This window comes from Halosolutus gelatinilyticus, from assembly GCF_023028105.1.
GTDB lineage: Archaea > Halobacteriota > Halobacteria > Halobacteriales > Natrialbaceae > Halosolutus > Halosolutus gelatinilyticus.
Genome location: NZ_CP095491.1, coordinates 2,583,539 through 2,604,739, shown reverse-complemented (window position 1 = coordinate 2,604,739; position 21,201 = coordinate 2,583,539). Strand labels below are relative to the sequence as shown.

Genomic DNA, 21,201 nt, shown 5'->3' with positions numbered 1-21,201 from the left:
AATAACTTTTGGCGCTTCGCCGCGACGTATTATACACAAACAATTGTGAACAATGGATAACCACGACCCTTCGGAGGGGCCACCGGGCGAAATAGAGGTCTCCCTCGACGACGGAGCGGAGTTAGAACTCTGTGCGATCGAAGTGGATTCGGACGGCCTCCCGCTCGAGTTCTCGATCGACGGCGTCATCAGGGAGCTCGACCCCGGCGCGCTGGACCGACTACGAGGGATGGACATCGAACCGATCGCCGTCCGGTTTCGACTCCGCTCCCGAGAGGAGTAGTAGCATTCCGAACAACGATTTTATTTGTAGCTGGACGATGGTAGCCACGTGCATGGTATTGGCTGATCGGCCCGAGATGGCCATCACCGACGGCGGTGCGTCGTTCAGTACCGACTTTCACGATGAGCCCCCGATCCAGGCGATCGTTACCGCGATCTCCGATATCGACGGGCGACCGGTCGACGAACTCCCGCCGCTCTATCGCTACGTCGACCCTGACTCGATGAATCGACTGATGACGATCGCTCGCGACTCGAACCAGGACGTGACGCTCCGCGTCAGGGTCGAAGAGTACGAAATTTCGATCGAAAGCGACGGAACGATCGCTATCTTCGATCGCGAGCGGGGTGTCGATTCGTCCGACTCGAGGTGACGGCCGGAAGCGAATCCCGGGACGCACCGATCGGTCGGCCGGTTCCCCCGGCGACCCTCCCGCGCCCGACCGAAGTCGAGAGCGCGATCTGCGAAAGCACGTCCGGCGAGGTCGCCGGCGATCGCTCGGACGAGAGACGAACCCGCGGCGCCGGCGGCGCGGACTCGATCGAGCCGATCGGTCGCTCGGCTGACCGGGTGCTCGGCCGGAACCGCCACGGACCTCCCGCGATCGAGTTTTCCCCTCACCGACCCGGCGCCGTCACGTATCGCGGAAGATCCGCAGCGCGAGCCCGCCGAGGATGACGAGCGCGCCGAGGATCGTTGCAACCGGCGGAATTGGGACGAGCAGCAGGCCGATGCCGATTAGGATCACGATCGTCGACAGTCTGACCATACGGTTCGTTCGAGGGGCACCGGGGTAGACCTGGGGCCAGCATTCACAGGAGGGGTGACACGTCAGCAACCACCACGATCTATTGGTGCGCCCGTCGTGGTCGACTCATGGTCGACGCATCCATCACGGCGATCGATCGCGGAACGATCACCGCGGACGTCAACAACATAATCGAGGGCCACACGATAGGGACCGCCGCGGATCCGAACCCGGACACCGCGATGGTCGACGGTCCGGTCTACAACCTGGTGATCGACCACCCGGAGGGGACGATCCTCTGGGATACCGGCTCCCACCCCGACGCCGACTCGGGCCACTGGCCTGCCGAACTGTACGCGGCGTTCGAACACACCGGACTGCGGCCGATCGAGGACGACCTCGACGACGCCGGCTACGACGTGGCCGATATCGACTACGTGATCCAGACGCACCTGCACCTCGACCACGCCGGCGGCCTCTACGCGTTCGAGGGGACGGAGACACCGATCTTCGTCCACGAGGCGGAACTCAAGTACGCCTACTACAGCGCCAAAACCGACGCCGGCGGCGACGCCTACGTGGCGGGTGACTTCGATCGCGACCTGAACTGGACGGTCGTCCACCGCGATCGGGAACGGCGCTTCGAGGAGCTGGAGTTCGTCCGCCTGCCGGGCCACACTCCCGGCCTCCTCGGCGTTCGACTCGACCTCGACGACGCGGGCACCGTGATCCTCGCGGGCGATCAGGCGTACGTCCGGGCGAACTACGACGAAGAACACCCGATGGGCGGCAGCCTCCTGTGGAGCAAACGGGCGTGGTACGAGAGCCTGCGACTGCTCAAGGACGAGGAGCGCCGGCACGACGCCCGTATCGTCTGCGGCCACGACGGCGACGACCTCGACGCGCTGCGATCGGGGTTGTAGGCCGACAGCGGTGTACCTTCCGTAGCACGCCGACAGCGGCGGACCTTCGAGCGGACGGCCGATCGGCGAACAGGCGGTTTGCCGGGGCCGACACGACTTTGCGCGTCGACCGATCGGTGTCGGTATGGAATCGACGGACGACGCCGATGGACCCGAATTCCGGGCCGTCTTCGAGAACCGCGTCCGGTTCGCCGAGACGGACCAGCAAGGGATCGTCTTCTACGGGGAGTACTTCACCTTCCAGGACGAGACCGTCTCCGAGTTCTTTCGCCGGATCGGCTACGGCTTCGCGGACATGGTCGACCGCGGCTGGCAGACCCACGTCGCGAACGCCGAACTGAACTTCCGCGAGGCGGCCGCGTTCGGCGACGTCGTCGTCAACGAACTGCGCGTCGTCGAGTTCGGAACGGCCAGCTTCACCTCCGAGTACCGCGCCCGCCGCAAGGAGGACGAGGCCCTCCTCGCCGACGGGACTGTCACGCACGTCGCCGTCGATCTCGAAACCGAGGAGACGATTCCCGTCCCCGACGGGTTCCGGGAGGCGGTCACCGAGTTCCAGGGCGGGCGCTGATCGGAGCGCAGGGATCGTTCGGCGCGACGATCGAGAACGAACGAGTTGGAACGAGTCGGAGCTGATCGATCGGGCGATCAGTGGACGCCGACGTACGCCTCACGGACGTACTCGTTGTCGTGGAACTCCGCTGACGATCCCGAGAGTTCGATCTCGCCGGTTTCGATCAGCGAGAGCCGTTCGGCGTGGCGCAGCGCGAACGTCGCGTTCTGCTCGGCGAGCAGGATCGTCAGCCCCTCGTCGTTCAGCCGCTCGATCGCCTCGCTGATGTCCTGGATGATGACCGGCGCGAGACCGAGCGTCGGCTCGTCCAGCATCAGCAGGTCGGGGTCGCTCATCAGCGCCCGGCCGATCGCGAGCATCTGCTGTTCGCCGCCGCTCATCGTCTCCGCCTCCTGCTCGCGGCGTTCGTCGAGTCGGGGGAACAGGTCGTAGACCATCTCGAGGTCCGCCTCGACGGCGTTGCGATTCTCCCGGAACTGCGCGCCCATCAGCAGGTTCTCGTGGACCGAGAAGAACGGGAACAGGTCCCGGTCCTCGGTGCAGTAGACCAACCCGTCCCTGACGATCTCCTGGGACCGCGCCGCGGCGAGGTCCGTCCCGTCGTACCGGATCGTCCCCTCGTAGTCGACGAAGCCGGCGATCGCGTTGAGCATGGTCGTCTTGCCGGCCCCGTTCGGACCGATCACGCCGTAGATCTCGCCGCGATCGATCGACAGCGAGACGCCCTTCAGGGCGTGGGACTTCCCGTAGTAGACGTGCAGATCCCGAACGTCGAGCGTCGCCATCTAGACCACCTCCGTGCCGGCCAGGTAGGCTTCCTGGACCGCCTCGTCGTTCGCGATCGCGTCCGGGGTGCCCGCCGCCAGTCGCTCGCCGTTGTTGAGGACGACGATCCGATCGACGAGATCCATCAGCCCGCCCATGTTGTGGTCGACGACGACGATCGTCATCCCCCCCTCGCGGAAGCGCTCGATCCGGGTGGCGAGGTCGGCGATCTCCTGTCGGTTCATGCCGGCGAACGGTTCGTCGAGCAACAGCAGGTCCGGCTCCGTCGCCAGCGCCTTGGCGATCTCGAGCCGGCGGACGTCGGCGTGGGGCAATTCGTCGGGCATCTCCTCGAGTTTGTCCTCGAGATCGACCCGCGCGGCGTACTCGTAGATCTCCGCGTCGCTCGCGCCGCCGTAGAGCGAGCGCACGCTGTTCGGCAGGGTGAACAGCTTGATATTCCCGGCGACGGGGTACAGGTCGATCGGGTTCGACTCCTGGGAGACCCGCGCGATCCCCGTGTTGACGACCTCGTGGGTCGCGTCGCGGGTGATGTCCTCGCCGTCGAACGCGATCGTCCCGTCGGTGACGTCGTGGACGCCCATGATGCAGTTGAATACCGTCGACTTCCCCGAGCCGTTCGGGCCGATGAGCCCGACGATCTCGCCGCGATCGACCGACAGCGAGACGTCGTCGACGGCGACGAGACCGCCGAACGTCTTCGTCAGTCCGCTCACGTCGAGGAGGCTCACTCGCGATCACCCCCGACCGAGCCGAGCGCGTGCCAGCCCCAGCGGAACAAACCATCGCGGGCGAACACGAGCACCAGCAGGACGAGGACCCAGAGCACGATCCACCGCGTCGAGTGGCCGAACCAGAGGCGCAACACCTCGTCGCGCAGCAACACGAACAGGAACGCGCCGCCGATCGGGCCGAGGACGGAACTCATCCCGCCGACGACCGCCATCGCGATCATCTCGATGCTCCGATCGACGACGACGAAGGTCGACGGATCGACGGTCCCGCCGAAGTGGGCGAGCAGGACGCCGCCGATCCCCATGGTGATCGAACTGAGGGCGAACGACCAGAGTTTGAACTTGGTCGGGTCGAGCCCGGCAGCCGAGACGGCGGACTCGTTCTCGCGAATCGCGACGAGCACCATGCCGACGTTCGATCGCGCCACGACCGTCAGCGCGGCGGCGACGCCCAGCATCGGGACGAGCATGTAGTAGTACCGCATCGTGAAGTCCCAGGTGAAGACCTCGACCGCCTGGAACCCGTTTTCACCGCCGAGCGTCTCGCTGAAGCCTATCGTCAGCCGATAGAACAGCAACACGGCGACGAACGTGACCAGCGAGAAGTACGGGCCGGAGAGTCGGAGCGAGGGGAGCCCGATGAGCAGTCCGAACGCCAGCGCCGCGAGAATCGAGAGCGGGATGGTGACCGCAAAGCCCAGCTCCGGGCTGACGCGGACGACCAGCAGCGCGGTCGCGTAGCCGGCGGCGGCCGACAGCGCCGAGTGACCGAAGCTGATGTAGCCGGTGTAGCCGCTCTGTACGTCCCACCCCATCGCGAAGATCGCCCAGATGCAGGCGAGCGTGAGCGTTCGCATGTAGTTGCCCGCGAGCAGCGGCGCCCAGGCCGGGGCGGCCACGAGCGCGAGCAGCGACGCGACGAGCAGCCCCAATTGCAGGCCGGTCACCTCGCCGACGTACGATCCCAGAAGGCGATTGAACCCGTTCGCAGCGGGCTGGAGCGCCCGATCGATCGGTGCGAGCGCGCGAGCGACGGCCTGCCCGCTCGGCGCGAGTATCGATCGCTGAACCGTGCTGCGAAGCCGACCCAGCGGCGGTAGTTCCTCAGTCATGGACGAACTCCCTCCCGTAGAGCCCCTGCGGTAACAGGAACAGGACGACGAGCAGGATCAGCAGCGAGAGGATGCCGCGAAAGCCCTGCCCGAGCGTGGTGACGGTGAGCGTCTCGGTGTAGCCGATCAGGTAGGCGGCAACGATCGACCCCTTGATCGAGCCGATGCCGCCGATCACCACGATGATGAACGCCAGCGCGAGCGGGTTCAGCCACATCAGCGGCGTCGCGGCCTGTCCGCCGCCGAGGAAGATTCCCGCGACGCCCGCGAGCGCGCCGGCGATGAGCCACGTCCGAGTCTGCACCGCGCGCAGATCCACGCCGGTGAGGCGGGCGCCGCGCTCGCTCATGGACGCGGCCAGGATCGATCGCCCGCCGTCGGTCTCGGTGACGTAGTACCACAGCAGGCCGATCGCGATCCAGGAGAGGACGAACCCGGCAAGGTCGTTGGACGAAACGGCCGTGCCGGCCACTTCGACGTTCCCGGAGATGACGGTGTACGAGTACGGCTGATCGCCGAAGATGCCGATCGCGATCTCCGTCACCGCGGTCGCCAGCACGACCGTCGCGAGGAACGTGATGACGGGGTTGTCCTCGACGTAGCGAACGAGCCCGACGTACAGTCCGTACGAGAGGCCCGCGACGATCGCGACCGCGAGCGGGAAGACGACGACTTGCGGTAACGCGATCGAACTCGCGACGATCTCCCGGTTGAGGGCCATGAACACGTACGCGCCGGCCATGATCAGGGCGCCGTGGGCGAGGTTCAACACGCCGCCGACGCCGAAGATCATCGTGAATCCGATCGCGATCAGCGCGTAGAGCGCGCTGATCATCGCCCCGGTGATCAGTATCGAGAGGATCGACTCGAGCATCCTACTCCATCCAGTGCGGCGCGGTGTGGTCCGCGGTGCGGTGCTGTTCGGGGTAGACGCACTCGAGGCCGCCCTCGGGCAGCCACTGAGTGATCGGGAAGTTGGTGATCACGCCCTCGCCGTCGCGCTCCTCCTGGACGTCGTGTGGGTACGTCTCGCCCTCGCCGTAGAAGGAGACGATTCCCGCGGTGCCGGTGAACTCCAGTCCGAGCATCGCGTCGACGATCGCGTCGAGGTCGCCCTCGTAATCCGTCGTCCCGGCCTCCTCGACCGCCTCCCGGTACGCGTAGATCGCATCGTAGGTGTTGAACCCCATGTACATCGGGAGATCCGGCGCGTCCTCGTCGTCCTCGACGAACGCCCGGTACTCGTCGACGAAGTCGAGGGTCTTCTCCGTGATGTCTGTCGTCCCGGCGGCGCCCGACTGGGAGGTCGTCTCGTAGGTCGCGGCGCCCTCGGACAGTTCGTAGAAGTCCGGCGTCATCGAGGCGACGTGGATCCCCTCGACGCCGAAGTCGAGTTCGCGCTGGTGCCACTCGCCGAGCATCTCGGCGCCGATGATGTGCGCGAAAAAGCGGAAGACCGCGTCGGGGTCCTCCTCGTCGAGGGTGTTCATCACCGGCGTGAAGTCGTCGATCTCGGTCGAGAGTTCATCCTCGTAGACGACCTCGTACCCCCGGTCCTCCAGTTCGCCCGGTAGGTTGTTCGTGAACGGATCGGTCCACGCGGCGTCGTCGGCGAGGTACGCGAACGTGTTCCAGCCGTGCAGGTCGGAGAGGTAATCGGCGTACCCGCCCATCGCCTCGGCCTGGAAGAACGAGTTGATCGGGCCGGATCGGAAGATGTTCTTGTACGCGTCGTAGTCCGACCCGACCGAGTTCTCGATGATCTGGGGCGACGCCGACCCCGTGACGATGTAGGGGACGCCGTTTTCCGCGATCATGTCCGTGATGCCGAGCGACACCTCGCTGGAGAACGTCCCGATGAGCACGTCGACGTTCTCCTGGTTGAGCAGCCGCGACGCTTCGTCCTGGGCCGTGGACGGATCGGCCCTCGTATCCGCGCTGACGAGTTCGACGGTCTCGTCGCGGATCCCGCCGTCGTCGTTTATCTGCTCGACGGCCAGCTGAGCGCTCCGATCGGACCCCAGCCCCTGCGTGTTCTCCAGCGGGGCGAGGTGTCCGATCGTGATCGCCCCGTCGTCCTCGCCGCCGAGACACCCGGCGAGCGTCGCCCCCACTGCTCCGGTCCCGGCGACCCCGAGAAACGTCCGTCGCCCGATAGCTCTCCTTCCATCTTTTCCCGAATTGGGAGTTTCATTACCTTTGTTAACCATTTTGGACCACTAGTTTAGCGCCTCCTATGCACCCCTTTTCAACCATCCATATTAAAGATGAGGGAGTGTAGCACATCACAATCGGCAATCGGTACCGGGAACGACACGTTCTGGAAATCGGACGCGACGAGGGCGCGCTCCGGCGACCAGGGCGGAAGAACGGTCAATCGGCGAGGAGTTCGATCGAATCGGGGTCGACGCCGTCGTCGGCGAAGCGATATCGCCCGCCGTCGACGTCGAGAACGCCCTCGCGGCGGAGGTGGTCGAGGTGGGCGTACGCCTCGCCGGGGCCGTGCACGATGTGGATCCCGTCGAGGTCGCCGAACAGGCGGGCGCTGACCGTCCACGCGTCCGCCGGCCCGTGCTCGCGGAGGATCTCGAGCACCGCCGCGGAGCGGTCCCGATGGTGGTCGACGATCGCCAGCGCGCGATCGGCCGGCTCGTCGATCGGCTCCCGGTGACCGGGCCAGACGCGGTCGTAGCCCCGATCGGCGATCCCGCGCAGCGTGGTGAGATAGTTCTCCAGCGGTCGCTGGACCCGGACGTCGGCGCCGCCGACGTTCGGCGTGTACACCGGCAGGACCGCGTCGCCGACGAACGCCTCGGCGCCGTCGGCCGTCTCGAATTCGAAACAACAGAGCCCCGCCGCGTGACCCGGCGCGTGGACCGTCTCGAGCGTCGTCCCGCCGACCTCGAGAACCGTCCCGTCCTCGATTGCCGTCGCTTCCGGCGGCGGGCCCTCGATGCGACTCGTCAGTTCGAGGAACGAGAACAACTCCTCCCGCGCGTCAGCGGGGACGCCCCACTCCTCGAGCAGCGATCGACGGCGCTCGTCGCGGGCGGCGATCGCATCCGGACGTCCCTCGACGAGGGACAGATCGGCCTCGTGGACGTAGACCGTCGCGCCGCCTTCAGCCTGGATCTCCCCGGCCAGCCCCGCGTGATCGACGTGGAAGTGCGTCAGAACGACGGCGTCGACGTCGGCGAACGCGTAGCCGCGATCGGCCAACCCGTCGCGGAGGTCCGCCAGCACGTCGTCGGTCGCGATGCCCGTGTCGACGAGCGCGAGTTCGTCTCGATCGTCGTCGGCGAGGACGTACGCGTTGTTTCGCCCCTCGAATTCGTCGTTGCCCAGCGAAATGCGGTCCATACCCTCCGCACGCCTTCTATCCAATAGTAGCTTCTGGAGCGCGAAACGAAAACGTTGGTAACTCGAGTTCCGAATAGTCGAACAGGAGTAGGAATGGGAGCGCTCAGCTCTCGAGTTCCGCCCGGAGCAACTGATTCACGTCGCCCGGATCGGCGCTGCCGCCGGTTTTTTGCATCACCTGTCCGACGAGGAAGTTGATCGCGCCGTCCTCGCCGGTCTCGTAGTCGGAAACGGCGTCAGGGTTCTCGTCGATCGCCTCGACGACCGCCCGCTGGACCTCGTCCTCGCCGGTCTTGCCCAGCCCCTCCTCCTCGACGATCGTCTCGGGGTCGGCGCCGTCGTCGAGCATCGATCGGAGGACGGTCTCGCGGGCGTTCTTGGCCGTGATCTCGTCCTCGGCGACGAGTTCGACGAGCCGGGAGACCTCGTCGAGGCGATCGGCGATGTCCGTGATCGCCATGTCGCGGTAGTTGAGTTCGCCGAGCAGTTCGTCGGCGACCCACGTCGCCGCGAGGTCGGGGTCGAATTCCCGGGCCACGTTCTCGTAGAAGTCGGCGACCTGCTTCGTCGAGGTCAGCTTCGAGGCGGCCTCCTCGCTCAGGCCGTACTCGTCCTGAAAGCGCTCGCGGCGAGCCGTCGGCAGCTCCGGAATGGCGATTTCCTCCTTCCAGCCCGAGACGCGAAGCGGCGGCAGGTCGGCCTCCTCGAAGTAGCGGTAGTCCTTTTCCTCCTCCTTCGATCGCATCGAGACCGTGATGCCGCGGGATTCGTCCCAGTGGCGGGTCTCCTGTGCGACCGCGCGTCCGCGCTGGATGGCGTTCTTCTGGCGGGTCTCCTCGTAGGCTAAGGCCTTCTCGGCGCCCTTGTGGCTCGAGATGTTCTTGACCTCGGTGCGGTTCGCGGCCGCGAGGGTCTCCTCGCCGATCTCGGCCGTCGAGTGGTCGCCCCCCTCGATCTCGTCGGCGGGGACGATCGAGAGGTTGGCGTCGACGCGCAGACTGCCGTCGCGCTCGGCGTCGAAGACGCCCAGGTACTCGAGTACCTCCTCGAGTTCGGCGAGGAACGCCCGCACCTCGCTCGGGCTGCGGAAGTCCGGCGCCGTGACGATCTCCATCAGCGGCGTCCCGGCGCGGTTGTAGTCGACGAGGGTGTAGTCGGCGGTGTCGATGCCGCCGCCGCCGCCGACGTGCTGGAGGCTGCCCGGGTCCTCCTCCAGGTGGGCGCGCTCGATCGTCACCGTGCGGCGCTCGCCCTCGACGCTGATCTCGAGTTCGCCGTCCTGGCAGATCGGCTCGTCGTACTGCGTGATCTGGAAGTTCTTCGGCAGGTCGGGGTAGTAGTAGTTCTTCCGGTGGAACCGCGTCTCCTCGGGGATGTCGGCGTCGATCGCCTTGCCGATCTTGACCGCTGCCTCGACGGCGGCCTCGTTTAACACCGGCAGGGCACCCGGCAGGCCGAGACAGACCGGGCAGACGTTCTCGTTGGGCTCGTCGGTCCGATCGGTCGAACAGCCGCAGAAGATCTTCGTGTCGGTCTCCAGCTGGACGTGCACCTCGAGCCCGATGACGGTCACGAGGTCGCCCTGCTGGACGGTCTGGGCAGTCATTGGGCCTCGATTCGGGCCGGTGGCGGTAAAGCGTAACGACTGGCGATCGGGGTGCGAGCGGCCCGCGGGTCGTGGCCGTCGGCGGCGTCGCCCATCCGACCGGGAGTCGTCACCCTGCGGGCGGATCCGGCGGGTCGGGATCGGTCTCCCCCTCGTGCTCGGCGAGCCACGCGTCGTACGTCTCGCGATCGACGGCCGTCACGTTCGCCTCCATCTGAGCGTGGCGGGCGCCGCAGAACGCGGTGCACCGAGCGCGGTACTCGCCGCGCTCGTGAACGCGAGTCCGGATCACCGTCTTCTCGCCGGGAAATACCTGCCGCTTGACGCCGAGGTCGGCGATCGAGAACGCGTGGATCACGTCCCGCGAGGTCATGACGAGGCGCACCTCCTCGTCGACCGGCACCACCAGCTCGTTCCGCGTCGTGACGTTCGCCTCGTCGTACGTGAACTGCCACGCCCACTGCGAGGCGACGACCTCGATTTCGGTGACGTTCGATTCCGCGCCCGGAGTCGCTTCGGTCCCCGCCGACTGGCCTCCCGGCGAGAGATAGGGGGTGGCGAGCACCGGGTACGCCCAGAGGGCCACGACGAGCAGAACGGCGGCCGTCGCCGCGACCCACGCGATCTCGAGCGACGGCTTCTCGGGCGTGGGCTCCGGTTCGGCGCCGTTCGCGCCCGCCGGCTCCCGAAAGCGAACGGCGGCGTACGCGAGAAAAGCCAGCACGGCCAGCGTCAGCGGAACCGCGATCGCGAGCAACCGAACGTGGAGCGATTCGATGAGGTTCCTGTTCACCGACTGTGCAGCGGCTGATTCCGTCGCGAACGGGACGGCCGCGAGCGAGCAACTCCCGAATACGGCGATCCGGGCGAGCGCCGTCGAGCGCTTCGGGCTGTCGGCCGCGGCGCGGCCAATCGCCTCGATCGCTCGTCGCATCGAGCGCGGTCGGCCGAGCGCACCGCGGGAAGCGTTCGTTTCGAATCGTGAACGGATGGACATGACGTGGGACAGCAGTCGTGCTCGTTTCGCGCGCAGTTCGTGGTCGAGTTCGGTTCCGAGCCGACGGCGTTAGTACCGCCGCTCGAACACCGTTCCGGACTCGCCGACGACCAGTTGCGGCGTGCGGGCGGTTCCGAGCGCGACCGCGTGCAGTTCGTTCCCGGGTTCGAGTCGCGCGGATTCGCTCCAGCCATCGAACCCGCGCTCGTAGATCGTCCCCGAAGACGAGACGGCCATCGCGTCGTAGCGATCGCGCGCGAGCGCCGCGATCGGCTGCTCGCCGAGGGTCGTCCGGGACCAGTCGACGCCGTTGTAGGTGTAGACGGTGCCGTTCCCGCCCGCGACCGTAACGTGGCCCGAGTCGGAGGCCGCGACCGTTTCGAAGTCGATCGCCGCGTCCGCGATTCCGATCCGGCTCCAGGAGACGCCGCCGTCTCGGGACTCGAAGACGCCGCCGTCGGTATCGACGACGTAGCCGTACGCCAGCGGGGTGAGCGAGACGTCGGTGACGCTCGAGCCGGAGCCGGGTTCGACGACGTCGAACCACTCGACGGTCGCGTCGTCGCGCCGCCCACGGAGGAGTTCCCCGGAGCTGTTGATGACCGTCAGCCGCTCGTCGCCGGCCAGTCCGGCGGCCGCGACCGCCGTCCAGGAGGTCGTCTTCTCCTCCGGGGCCGAGAAGTCCGCGACGTGGTCGGCGACGACGTCGTACAGTCCGAGCGCGCCGCTGTCGCCGGCGACCCACATCGCCCGCCCGTTGCTCGTCACCGCCGCGGTGCGGAGCCCGTCTCCCGCACCGCCGATCCCGTTCTCGAGGCGGACGGTCCAGTCGTCACCGTCGCGCGCGAGGACGACGCCGTCTTCGCCGACGGCGTAGACCCCGCCGGCCGTCGTCACGACGTCGTACAGCGCCGCGTCGGTGGGCACGTCGGCGGCGACCCATTCGCTGTCGGGATCGACGTCGACGCAGCCGGCGATCGACAGCGAGCCGACCCCGGCGCCGATCGATGCGAGGACGGCGCGACGAGTGCACGAACGACGATCGGGCATTAGTTCCCCTCGCCGTCACTTTCGGTCTCGTCTCCGTCTTCGCCCTCGGTCTCGCTCGAGCGTGCGGAGCGATCGCCGTCGGCGTCGGTCCCGGTCGCGTGCGGATCGTCGACGTCGACTTCGTTCGTGCGGTGGTACTCGCCCGACGGCGTGAACGCGCCCGGCGCGGAGGTTCGCTTGAGGATGGCCGAAACGCGAACGACGTACGCGAAGAGGACCGCGAGGGGACTGAAGGCGACCGCGAGCGCGAGGCTCACGAGGACGAGCAGCCACCCCTCGAAGGCGACCGGCGGGTAGCCGCTCGCGTAGATCATGATGACCAGCGACGAGAGCAAGATCGCGGCGGTGCCGCTGTAGGTGATCAGCCGCGACAGCCGCGCGAGCTCGCGCTGCAGGTAGATCGTCGTGAAGTACTGACGCGTCGCGTCGGCGGTGACGAACAGTTCCCGGAGCTCCGCAAGCAGCGCCGCGGATCGGTCTGACAGGTTCTCGTCGAACCGCCGTCCGAGCCGCCGCGCCTCGTTGGCGGCGCCGGCGTAATCGTGGTTGATCGTCGGCAACACGACGTCGAACACCGACTCCGTCTCGCCGGTGAGCTGCGCAGAGAGATCGCGGGCGTGCTCGCGCGTGTTGGCCGCGAAGCGACAGATCGACTCGAGGGCGGCGGTCGGTGTCGCCCCCTCACCGGGCCGACCGTCACCGAGAAATCCCTCGTCCGATCGATCGGTCGCGTCGTCCCCGCACACGGTCGCGAGTTCGTCGGCGCGGCTGCCGAGCGTCCCCGCGAGTCGAGCGAGGAAGGCCGCGGGATCGGTCGGACTGACGCCGTCGCCCTCGGTCTGGGTCTCGACGCGGCTGCGAAACTCCTGGACGCCGTCGATGCGCTCGGTGAGCCGATCGGGCGTGCCGAACAGCCGCGAGATGATCAGCTGGTTGACCGAGACGACGATCGGGATGAACGAGAACAGCCCCGCGATCATCGTACTGAACATCGTCGTGACGAACCGGCTCTCGCGGACGCCGATGACGTCGCTGACCCCGAGGAGCAGGGCCAGGGCGAAGACGCCGACGACGAAGGCGCCGACGATCGCGCGGCGGTCGCCCTCGAGCAGGAGCCAGCGGCGCCACTCGCGGCGCGACGCCGTGTCGGTGAGCAGCCGAGATCCGATGCGGACGCCGGTCCACAGGAGCCGGCCGACGATCAGCACCGCCGCGACGGCCAGTCGAAGCGCATAGCCGACGATCGACAAGCCGATCGACCGTTCGTCGTCGCGGTCGTCGCCGTTGTCAGCATCGCGGTCAGCACCGTCGCGAACCGGGTGTTCGTCGCCGTCGTTCGATCGATCGGTATCGGGTGCGGATGGTGATGGGGCGTCAGACATGAGCGGTGGGAGCGTGGGTTCGGTTCAGAGGCCGTTGGAGACGACCTCGAGCAGTCGGAGCGCGATCAACAGCAGGACGGTCAACAGGGCGGTGCGCCGGAGGATGGCGGCCCTGGTCGTTCTGATCCGCGAGTGGTCCGTGGGGTGGAACCCGACGGTCCAGAGGGTCGCGATCGCGCCGACGTTGATCGCGATGAGGTTCACCGCGACGACGACGAGCGAGCCGAGGACCACCACGGGTTCGCCCCAGGCGACGCCGACGCCGACGACGCCGATCGGTGGCATGATCGCGGCCGCGATCATCACGCCGATGAGGTCGGTGATGCCGGTCGTCGCCATGCCGAGGCCGCCGGCGATGCCGGAGCAGACCGCGACGGTCACGAGCAGTGACGGCGGCAGGCCATGACTGCCCAGCCCGAGGCTGGCCTCGAGATCGACGGCGGTCGCGACGACCGTCGAGGTCCGCGCGAACATCGCGAACACGAGCGCGCTCGTCGTCGCGACGCCGATTCCGGTTAACTGGAGTTTGACGCCGCGGGCGAAGAGCCGGCGTTCGTCGAGGACGGTCGCGACGCTCGAGGCCATCGCCGGTCCCAGCAGCGGCGCGATCACCATCGCGCCGACCAGCACCGCAATCGAGTTCAGGAGGACGCCGGTGGTGGCGACGACGCCGCTGATCGCGGTCATCGCGACGAAGATGACCAGCGACGGCAACTGGGATCGGGCTTTCGACCGGAGCTCGCTCCTGGAGATGCGTTCGAACGAGAGCCACTCTCCCTGCCGCGGGGACGGCCCCTCCCAGTCGCTGCCGACGACCGCCATCGGTTCCTCGACGACGATCGTAATGTCGCAAGGGACCGACGTCAGATCGTCTTCCAGCGGTTCGACCGCGTGCTCGGGGGCGGGAATCGTGATCGTTCGATCCTCGCCGTCGGCGTCGTCGGCGAGGCTGTACGTGAGGTCGTGGCGCTCGAGGACGGCCATGACCTCGTCGGTCGCGGACTGCGAGTCGGTAAGCACCGTCAGCAGGCGCATGGTGGACGTCGACGTTCCGATGGAAGCGCGACGACTGCCGTCGCGGTCGATCACAGTAGTGCGAGCGCATCCGTTTCAGGGGGCACGTCGTTGGGATACGTTCGCGCGAACAACGATCGAACGGCGGTCCGAATCTCGTCGAGGCGATCGTCCCGTCGGTCCCGGCACGAACTACCGCAGCGGCCGACCAGGCCGTCGGGCCCGTCGACGTACGCCAGCCGACTGCCGCAATCCGGACACCGGGGTTCGACGTGAGCTGTCATCCACGACACGTCGAATCCGTCGCACGTGAGCCGTTCGCCCAGCGCGAACCAGACGATTATGTCGCGTTCCTCGCGGCCAGACGCCGTTCGCTTGAGGCGGCCGAGCGCGGTCGCGACGCGACGGTAGAGATCGTCGTCCGCGTCGGCGTGTCGGCGGTGACACCGCCGAAAGTACGTGAGCAGCGCACGCCTCGAAGAGCGGCGTTTCCCGGTCGTCAGCGGGGCGTCGAGGGTCGCGTTCGGTGCGAGGTCGTCGGACTGGGGGACGCGCTCGGGGCGGCCGCAGTCGTCGTAGTGGATCTCTCGCGAGAGAGATGCACCGCTGGTCGGACAGAATGCGTGTTCACCAATCATGTGTTTGGGTGGTCGATCGAACCGTCGGTGCGGTCCGACCGGGCACGCCGGGATAGCGGTGCCAGGGTCATAAGATGACACAGTACTGAAACGGTCTGAAATAAATTTGCTGACCCGTAGGGAAACTTACTGTCCGAATGCAGTGATTTTGTGCGGAAAAGTTAGGAATTTGGACGACTTATCCGTCGGCGAGGCGAACGGCGGATGCACCATGTCACGTGGTGAACTTCCGTCCATCGATTCGATCGACCGATATCCGTGGTACTGGTACGTCCTGATCGGCTACCCGGCGCTGAGCCTGCTCGGGATTGTCTCGCTCGCTCGCCTCACCGGCGGCGGTTCGGTGCTGGCCTCGAGTCTCGGCGGCGTCGCGCTTCTGATCGTGATCACCGCCGCTGGAGCCGTCACGCTCCCCGCGATCTGGCGCGACGTCGAGTTCGTCGCGACTGAAACCGACGACTGGACGCCGGATCGCGAAATTTACGTCGGTACGGCCGTCGCCGCCCCGCTGCTTCTCGCCGTCCTCTCCGGACTGGCGGCCGGATTCGGCGTCGCCCTCGCGATCGCGATCGTCGCGTTTCTCCTCTCGACGGTAACGGTTTGCGTCGTCTACCTGTACAACCGCCACCGAACGATCGGGTTGCTGACGCGATGAGGCCGATCCGATTCGAGAACCGACCGCTTGCGACGACGAACTGACCGCGAACCGTCGTTCTACTTTCTCTAGGTTCCGTCCACCCTTATACGTCTCCGACCGTTGGATACCGCTGTTGGAAGGCCCGGACGACGCGCCGGCTCGGCGCGGATGACCTCCCGGCCCGACAGCATAGCCGCTACTGTTCGCTCGACAGCGGTCCGTACAGGCCGCTTCGTTCCGCGCCGTCCCCATTCCTTCGAGTCCTCACCATGCTTTCGGCGACACACACGCTTACCGACGCGTCCACCGTCGGACACGTATACGGACGATTGGTCCCCACGCTAGCGCTCCTGGCGATCGATCAGTGGCCGCTCGGTTTCGAACCGGTCGTCGACGGTTCGGTAGTCGGCGCCCGGTTCGCTCGCCCGCACGCGGCCGGAAGCAGCCTCGAGCTCGCAGCTCGGCTCGTCGGCCTGCTCGGCGCCGTTCTCCTGGGTATCGTCGAGGGGGCGATCATCGCCTTCGAGATGGCCTGGGAGACGTGGTGGGCGCTCGTGCTCGGCTTCACGATCACCGGCGCCGTCCAGGAGTTCGTCTCCGCGGACCGGCTCACCGACTACCTCGGTGACGACGACTGGAGAGCGGTCGCCTACGGGTCGTTCTTCGGGGCTTCGTCCTCGAGTTGCTCGTTCTCCGCGGTCGCGACGACGCGGTCGTTGTTCACGAAGGGCGCGTCGGCCGCGGCCAGCCTGGGCGCGTTCCAGTTCGCGAGCACCGATCTCGTCCTCGAACTCGCCCTCGTCGTGTTGCTCCTGCTGGGCTGGCAGTTCGCGGCCGCCGAGATCGTCGGCGGGCTCGTCGCGATCGTCGTCCTCGCGATCGTCTACCGGCGGTTCGTTCCCGAGTCGTGGATCGAGCGCGCGCGGTCTCGCGCGCGGTCGCTCGAGGAGATCGAGTGTGCGACCTGTGGGATGCGCGCGGATCCGACCGACGAGGACACCGTCGTGCGGGAGTTCGACGGCGAACGGCGGTACTTCTGCTGTGACGGCTGTCGCGGTGCGTACGATCCGACGACCGACCGAGAGGCGGTCACCGCCGGCCCCGAACTCTTCTCGGGCGATCGCTGGCGATCGGCGGCCGCGAACACGATTCGCGAGTGGGACATGCTCTGGCGGGACATCGCGCTGGGGTTCCTCATCGCCGGCCTGCTGGCCGCGTTGGTTCCCACCGCCTGGTGGACCGCCGTCTTCGGCGTCGGCGCCGAGGGAAGCGCCGTTCGGCTCGTCTCGAACGTCGTGCTTGGCGCCGTCGTCGGCGTGTTGACGTTCCTCTGTTCCGTCGGCAACGTCCCCTTTGCGGTCGTGCTCTGGCAGAACGGCGTCTCCTTCGGCGGCGTCCTCTCGTTCATCTTCGCCGACCTGCTGATCCTGCCGCTGGTCCGCACCTACCGCCGGTACTACGGCACCCGCATGGCCGGCGTGATCTTCGTCGGGTTCTTCCTCGCGGCGGTCACCGCCGGTCTCGCCGTCCAGCTGTTGTTCGGCGGTCTGGGTCTGATTCCGCCCGTGTCCGAGGCCGGCGGCACCGTCCCCGGGACGTACACGGCCCTGCTCAACGTCGTCACCCTCCCGATCCTCGCGGTCCAACTGTACGCCGCCCTCGAGCCGGCCCAGCGGCGGCGGCTCGGAAACCGGCTGGCTCCCCACGTCGCCGGCGTTCTCATCCGATCCTACCTCGTCCTCCGGCGGATCGCCTACGCGCTCGAGGACCGCGGCCTGAAGTGAGCGCCCGGATTCGAGCGGCGACTTTCGACGCGTCCGCCACCCCCGAAGAATCCCCGTTCCAGTATCCATGATGCCACCACCGATAGCGACAGCCGGCGAACAGTCCGATCCGGCCCGACTGGTCACCCTCGCCGCGCTCGCGGCGAGCCACGGGCTGATCCGCGTGACCGAACGCTACCTTCCCGAGTTCGTGGTCGCCCTCGGCTACGGGCCGATCGTCGTCGGCGCGCTGGCGACGCTCGGACTCGGTATCGCCGCCGTCGCGGCGGAGCGCTCGACCGCGGGCGTCGACGAACGCGATCGTGAGCGGGCGGTCGCAGCCCTCTCGGCGCTACTCGCCGCCGCCGGGCTGCTCACCTGGACCGGCGCGCCGACGCTCGACGGCCTGCTCGGAACGCCCCTCTCGGCGCTGGGGTGGCTCGCGATCGGCGTCGTGCTCCTCCAGGCGTGGCACGCCCGCGGTCCGACGCGTCACTTCTGGCCGATCGACACCCGCGTGTCGCCGTTCTGGAGAAGCCCCGTCGGAGACGACGATCGGTCGGACGGAACCGCGGACGCGGACCAGGCCGCGGGCGCGACCGGGGTGCGACCGGATCGGCGAACCGCAGTCGTGCTCGGCGCGCTCGGAATCGCCGTCGCCGCGGTGATCGCGACGGCCGCCGTCGCGGGCGCCGATACGGTCTCCGCCGGTATCGCGCTCGTCGCCGCGGCCGGCGCCGCGGTCGCGCTCGTCGGGGCGGTCGCGCTGAGCACTGTCGTCGACGGCGCGACGACCGCCGGCGATCGAGCGACCGGCGGCGCGATCGAGACCGCGGCCGGCGACGATCGATCGCTCGAGACCGTTCGAAACGGCGTCTCGAGACTGCCGGACCGAAGACGGTGGGCCGTCATCGGCGACGGACTCGTCCGGGTCGCGATCGCCGGGATCGCGCCGTTTCTGGTCCTCCTGGTCGTCGAGTACGAGTCGATCGGCCTCTCGATCGGCGGCTTCTCGCTGGCTCCGGCGGCCGTCTTCGGGCTGTTCCTCCTCGCGGAGGCGGGCGGTGCGATCCTCGGCGCCCTCGGCTCCGGTCCGCTCGCCTCGCGAGTCGATCGGCGGGCGTTGCTCGCCGTCGGGCTCGCGGTCGCGTCGCTGGTCCCGATGGCGCTCGTGGCGGCACCGAAGGGCCCCGGCGTCGTCGCCGCGCTGTTCGCGCTGTTCGGCTGTCGCACTGCGATCGAGCCGCTGCGACCGACCGTCGGGGCGAGCGCCCGAGCCGCGCCGATTCCGGGATCGGAACTCCCTGAGACGGTTCGAACGGCGGTCCGGATCGCCGTCGTCCCCGCGCCGCTGATCGGCGGGCTCCTGTACGCGGTCGACCCCCTCGCCGCGTTCACCGCCGCGACGACGGTCGGCCTGCTCGGCGTTCGCGAGCTGGGGCGGGCGTTCACGTTCGGCCGCGACGGCGACCGATGACGCGGTCCACGCCGCGGCGCGCCCTCGAGAGTGCGGCCCGCGCGATCGGGTCGGCCGGCGCGACGAGGGTCGCGGTCGATCACCGGCGGCTCGCCCGCTGGTACCTCGGGTTCGCGCTGGCGTTCGGCCTGTGGGGCGGGTTCGACGCCCTGTTGCTCCGGACGGCGCTGGTCACGTCGTGGCAGGATCTCGTCTCGGCCGAGACCTACAACGCCCTCTTCACGACCCACGGGCTGACGATGCTGTTCCTGTTCGCGCTGCCGGCGATCTGGGGCGTCGCGTACGCCGCCGTGCCGCCGCTGATCGAGGCCGAGGGGACCGCGTTCCCCGCGCTCGGCACCGCGGCGTTCTGGTCGCAGGTGCCGGCGGCGCTGGCGATCCGCGCGGGCACCCTCGGCGGCATCCTCGGTGTGGCGGGCCTCGAGCCGGTCGCGACCGGGTGGACGCTGTACCCGCCGCTGAGCGCCCTGTCGCGGAATCCCGCCGTCGACGCCCTACTCGTCGGACTCCTGCTCGTCGCCGTTGGGTCGGCGGCGACCGCCGCGAACCTCGCCGCGACGATCCTGTGGCGCCGCGACGTTCGGTGGCGCGACGTGGACACGTTCACCTGGACGGTTCTGACGAGCGCGGCGATGACGGTGGTCGCGTTTCCGGTCCTGGCGTTCGCGGCGACGCTGTTGCTCGCCGATCGGACGATCGGAACGACGTACTTCGTCGCCGGCGGCGGGCCAACGAGCTGGCAGCAGGTGTTCTGGTTCTTCGCCCACCCGCTGGTGTACGTGCTGGTGTTACCGCCGATGGGTATCGTCAGCCACGTCCTCCCGCGGTTCGCCGGTCGACGGCTGTTCGGGTGGCGATCGTCCGTCTACTCGACGCTCGCGATCGGCGTCCTCTCGTTCACCGTCTGGGGACACCACCTGTTCGTCGCCGCCACGGGACCGTCCGTTCGGGTCGTCTTCATGGTCGTCACGCTGGCGATCGCCCTGCCGAGTTCGGCGAAGTGTTGCACGTGGCTCGCGACGCTGTGGGGCGGCGCGATTCGGCACACTGCGCCGATGCTCGCCTGTCTCGCCGCCGTCGGCTTCTTCGTCGTCGGCGGCGTCACCGGCGTCCTCCTCGCCGTCGTGCCGATCAACGTGCGGTACAACGGCACCTACTACGTCGTCGCGCACTTTCACCTGCTGCTCGCCGGCTTCGTCGCACTGGCGCTCGTCGCCGGGGGATACTACTGGGCACCCCTGCTGACCGGACGGCGCCTCGAGCCGGGGCTCGCCCGCCTGCACGTCCGGCTCACGATCGTCGGCGTCGCCGTCACGTTCGGCGCCCTCCTGCTCGTCGGCCTCGCGGGGCTCCCGCGGCGCATCGCGACGTATCCGGCGACGTACGCGCCGCTGCAGCAACTCGCGACCGTCGGCGCCTACGTCATCGCCGGCGGCCAGCTCGTCTTCCTCTGGAACCTCGCCCGATCGCTGCGGGCCGGCGAGCCCGCGTCCGCTCCCGCCGACCCGTGGGATCTCGCTGACGGCCCATCGCACGCTCGCGAGTGGGATACCGCGGCCGAGTCGACCGAGTAGGACCGACGCCGAGCCGCCGCCGTCGCGATTGCATCGTTGTCGAACGCAGCTGTCTCACCGTCGAACGCGGCTGCACCGTCATCGAACCACCGCAGATGCCTGCGGCCCGCCCACTGCCGCACCACGCTAGCATACGCCCATGTCAACCACCGCAAACACCGACGTCGCACTGATGCTCTTGCAACTGATCGCGCTGACGATCCCGCCGACAGTCGTCCTCATCGAACAGCTCCGCCGATCCGAGAACCTCGAGTGGCAGCTCCGCAAGGTGAGCTTCGCCCTCGTGCTCTCGAGCGTCCTGTTGCTGATCGCGGCCGCGATCGGCGTTCTGGCCTACTTCGTGACGGCGGTCGGGTTGTCGACGGCGATCTACGCAGCGCTATTGCTCGTCGTTCTCGGACTCGTCCCGCTCGGGGCGTTCGTCGTCGTTCTGTACCGGGAACATCGGCTCGAACACGGTCCCTGAGACCGCCCGCTACGTCCGGTCCGGCCGGGTGCGGGTTCGACCCCCGCGCGTAGCTTCGGCGGCCGAGCCGCCGATGA

At 68.0% G+C, this 21,201-nt stretch carries 22 protein-coding genes; 9 read left to right on the top strand and 13 right to left on the bottom strand.

Annotated elements, in window-relative coordinates:
- Positions 1-52: 52 nt before the first annotated feature.
- The gene (locus MUH00_RS12890; protein WP_246999132.1) at positions 53-283 is read left to right on the top strand and encodes a hypothetical protein; all 231 of its coding nucleotides are present in this window, start codon (positions 53-55) and stop codon (positions 281-283) included.
- 52 nt (positions 284-335) lie between these two features.
- Complete coding sequence (locus MUH00_RS12885) at positions 336-656, top strand: HalOD1 output domain-containing protein (RefSeq protein WP_246999131.1); 321 nt, start codon at positions 336-338, stop codon at positions 654-656.
- Between the two features lie 261 nt (positions 657-917).
- Here MUH00_RS12885 and MUH00_RS12880 read toward each other — a convergent pair whose 3' ends face one another.
- Entirely contained in the window at positions 918-1,052 is a 135-nt protein-coding gene (locus MUH00_RS12880; protein ID WP_246999129.1) for a transporter, read from the bottom strand.
- Between the two features lie 107 nt (positions 1,053-1,159).
- Here MUH00_RS12880 and MUH00_RS12875 point away from each other — a divergent pair, with 107 nt between their 5' ends.
- A complete protein-coding gene (locus tag MUH00_RS12875; protein WP_246999128.1) occupies positions 1,160-1,954 on the top strand; it encodes an N-acyl homoserine lactonase family protein in 795 nt (264 codons plus the stop codon).
- Between the two features lie 124 nt (positions 1,955-2,078).
- Complete coding sequence (locus MUH00_RS12870; RefSeq protein ID WP_246999127.1) at positions 2,079-2,525, top strand: acyl-CoA thioesterase; 447 nt, start codon at positions 2,079-2,081, stop codon at positions 2,523-2,525.
- Positions 2,526-2,602: 77 nt separating this feature from the next.
- On the opposite strand, the gene MUH00_RS12865 is transcribed toward MUH00_RS12870, so the two are convergent.
- The 12 genes from MUH00_RS12865 to MUH00_RS12810 form a co-directional block, all read right to left on the bottom strand.
- Positions 2,603-3,313, bottom strand: a complete 711-nt coding sequence (locus MUH00_RS12865) for an ABC transporter ATP-binding protein (protein ID WP_246999126.1) — start codon at positions 3,311-3,313, stop codon at positions 2,603-2,605.
- Positions 3,314-4,045 (bottom strand): ABC transporter ATP-binding protein, encoded by a 732-nt coding sequence (locus MUH00_RS12860; RefSeq protein ID WP_246999124.1) that lies wholly within the window; start codon positions 4,043-4,045, stop codon positions 3,314-3,316.
- Positions 4,042-5,160: a branched-chain amino acid ABC transporter permease gene (locus MUH00_RS12855; protein WP_246999122.1), complete on the bottom strand. Its 1,119-nt coding sequence runs from the start codon at positions 5,158-5,160 to the stop codon at positions 4,042-4,044. Before MUH00_RS12855 ends, MUH00_RS12860 begins: the two co-directional genes overlap by 4 nt.
- Entirely contained in the window at positions 5,153-6,034 is an 882-nt protein-coding gene (locus MUH00_RS12850) for a branched-chain amino acid ABC transporter permease (RefSeq protein ID WP_246999120.1), read from the bottom strand. The genes MUH00_RS12855 and MUH00_RS12850 overlap by 8 nt, the downstream gene beginning before the upstream one ends.
- 1 nt (position 6,035) lies before the next feature.
- On the bottom strand, positions 6,036-7,370 hold the full coding sequence (locus MUH00_RS12845; RefSeq protein ID WP_246999118.1) for an ABC transporter substrate-binding protein: 1,335 nt from the start codon (positions 7,368-7,370) through the stop codon (positions 6,036-6,038).
- 163 nt (positions 7,371-7,533) lie between these two features.
- Complete coding sequence (locus MUH00_RS12840; RefSeq protein ID WP_246999116.1) at positions 7,534-8,520, bottom strand: MBL fold metallo-hydrolase; 987 nt, start codon at positions 8,518-8,520, stop codon at positions 7,534-7,536.
- Positions 8,521-8,623: 103 nt separating this feature from the next.
- Entirely contained in the window at positions 8,624-10,126 is a 1,503-nt protein-coding gene (gene gatB, locus MUH00_RS12835) for an Asp-tRNA(Asn)/Glu-tRNA(Gln) amidotransferase subunit GatB (RefSeq protein WP_246999114.1), read from the bottom strand.
- Positions 10,127-10,235: 109 nt separating this feature from the next.
- Entirely contained in the window at positions 10,236-11,060 is an 825-nt protein-coding gene (coxB, locus tag MUH00_RS12830) for a cytochrome c oxidase subunit II (RefSeq protein WP_246999112.1), read from the bottom strand.
- 132 nt (positions 11,061-11,192) lie between these two features.
- On the bottom strand, positions 11,193-12,173 hold the full coding sequence (locus MUH00_RS12825; RefSeq protein ID WP_246999110.1) for a WD40/YVTN/BNR-like repeat-containing protein: 981 nt from the start codon (positions 12,171-12,173) through the stop codon (positions 11,193-11,195).
- On the bottom strand, positions 12,173-13,555 hold the full coding sequence (locus MUH00_RS12820) for a DUF7972 family membrane protein (RefSeq protein ID WP_246999108.1): 1,383 nt from the start codon (positions 13,553-13,555) through the stop codon (positions 12,173-12,175). Before MUH00_RS12820 ends, MUH00_RS12825 begins: the two co-directional genes overlap by 1 nt.
- A gap of 24 nt (positions 13,556-13,579) precedes the next feature.
- Positions 13,580-14,590: a TIGR00341 family protein gene (locus MUH00_RS12815; protein WP_246999105.1), complete on the bottom strand. Its 1,011-nt coding sequence runs from the start codon at positions 14,588-14,590 to the stop codon at positions 13,580-13,582.
- A 50-nt stretch (positions 14,591-14,640) separates the two neighbouring features.
- Positions 14,641-15,207: a hypothetical protein gene (locus tag MUH00_RS12810; protein WP_246999103.1), complete on the bottom strand. Its 567-nt coding sequence runs from the start codon at positions 15,205-15,207 to the stop codon at positions 14,641-14,643.
- 211 nt (positions 15,208-15,418) lie between these two features.
- Between MUH00_RS12810 and MUH00_RS12805 the strand changes: the two genes are divergently transcribed.
- The 5 genes from MUH00_RS12805 to MUH00_RS12785 all read left to right on the top strand — a co-directional run bounded on the left by MUH00_RS12805 (position 15,419) and on the right by MUH00_RS12785 (position 21,124).
- Positions 15,419-15,862, top strand: coding sequence for a hypothetical protein (locus tag MUH00_RS12805; RefSeq protein ID WP_246999102.1), 444 nt, complete (start codon positions 15,419-15,421; stop codon positions 15,860-15,862).
- 251 nt (positions 15,863-16,113) lie between these two features.
- The gene (locus MUH00_RS12800) at positions 16,114-17,628 is read left to right on the top strand and encodes a permease (RefSeq protein ID WP_425603008.1); all 1,515 of its coding nucleotides are present in this window, start codon (positions 16,114-16,116) and stop codon (positions 17,626-17,628) included.
- A gap of 70 nt (positions 17,629-17,698) precedes the next feature.
- Positions 17,699-19,084 carry an MFS transporter gene (locus tag MUH00_RS12795; RefSeq protein WP_246999100.1) on the top strand — a complete coding sequence of 462 codons (1,386 nt, stop codon included), beginning with the start codon at positions 17,699-17,701 and terminating at the stop codon, positions 19,082-19,084.
- Complete coding sequence (locus MUH00_RS12790; protein ID WP_246999099.1) at positions 19,081-20,658, top strand: cbb3-type cytochrome c oxidase subunit I; 1,578 nt, start codon at positions 19,081-19,083, stop codon at positions 20,656-20,658. Before MUH00_RS12795 ends, MUH00_RS12790 begins: the two co-directional genes overlap by 4 nt.
- Positions 20,659-20,797: 139 nt before the next feature.
- A complete protein-coding gene (locus MUH00_RS12785; RefSeq protein WP_246999098.1) occupies positions 20,798-21,124 on the top strand; it encodes a hypothetical protein in 327 nt (108 codons plus the stop codon).
- The last annotated feature ends 77 nt before the right edge of the window (positions 21,125-21,201 follow it).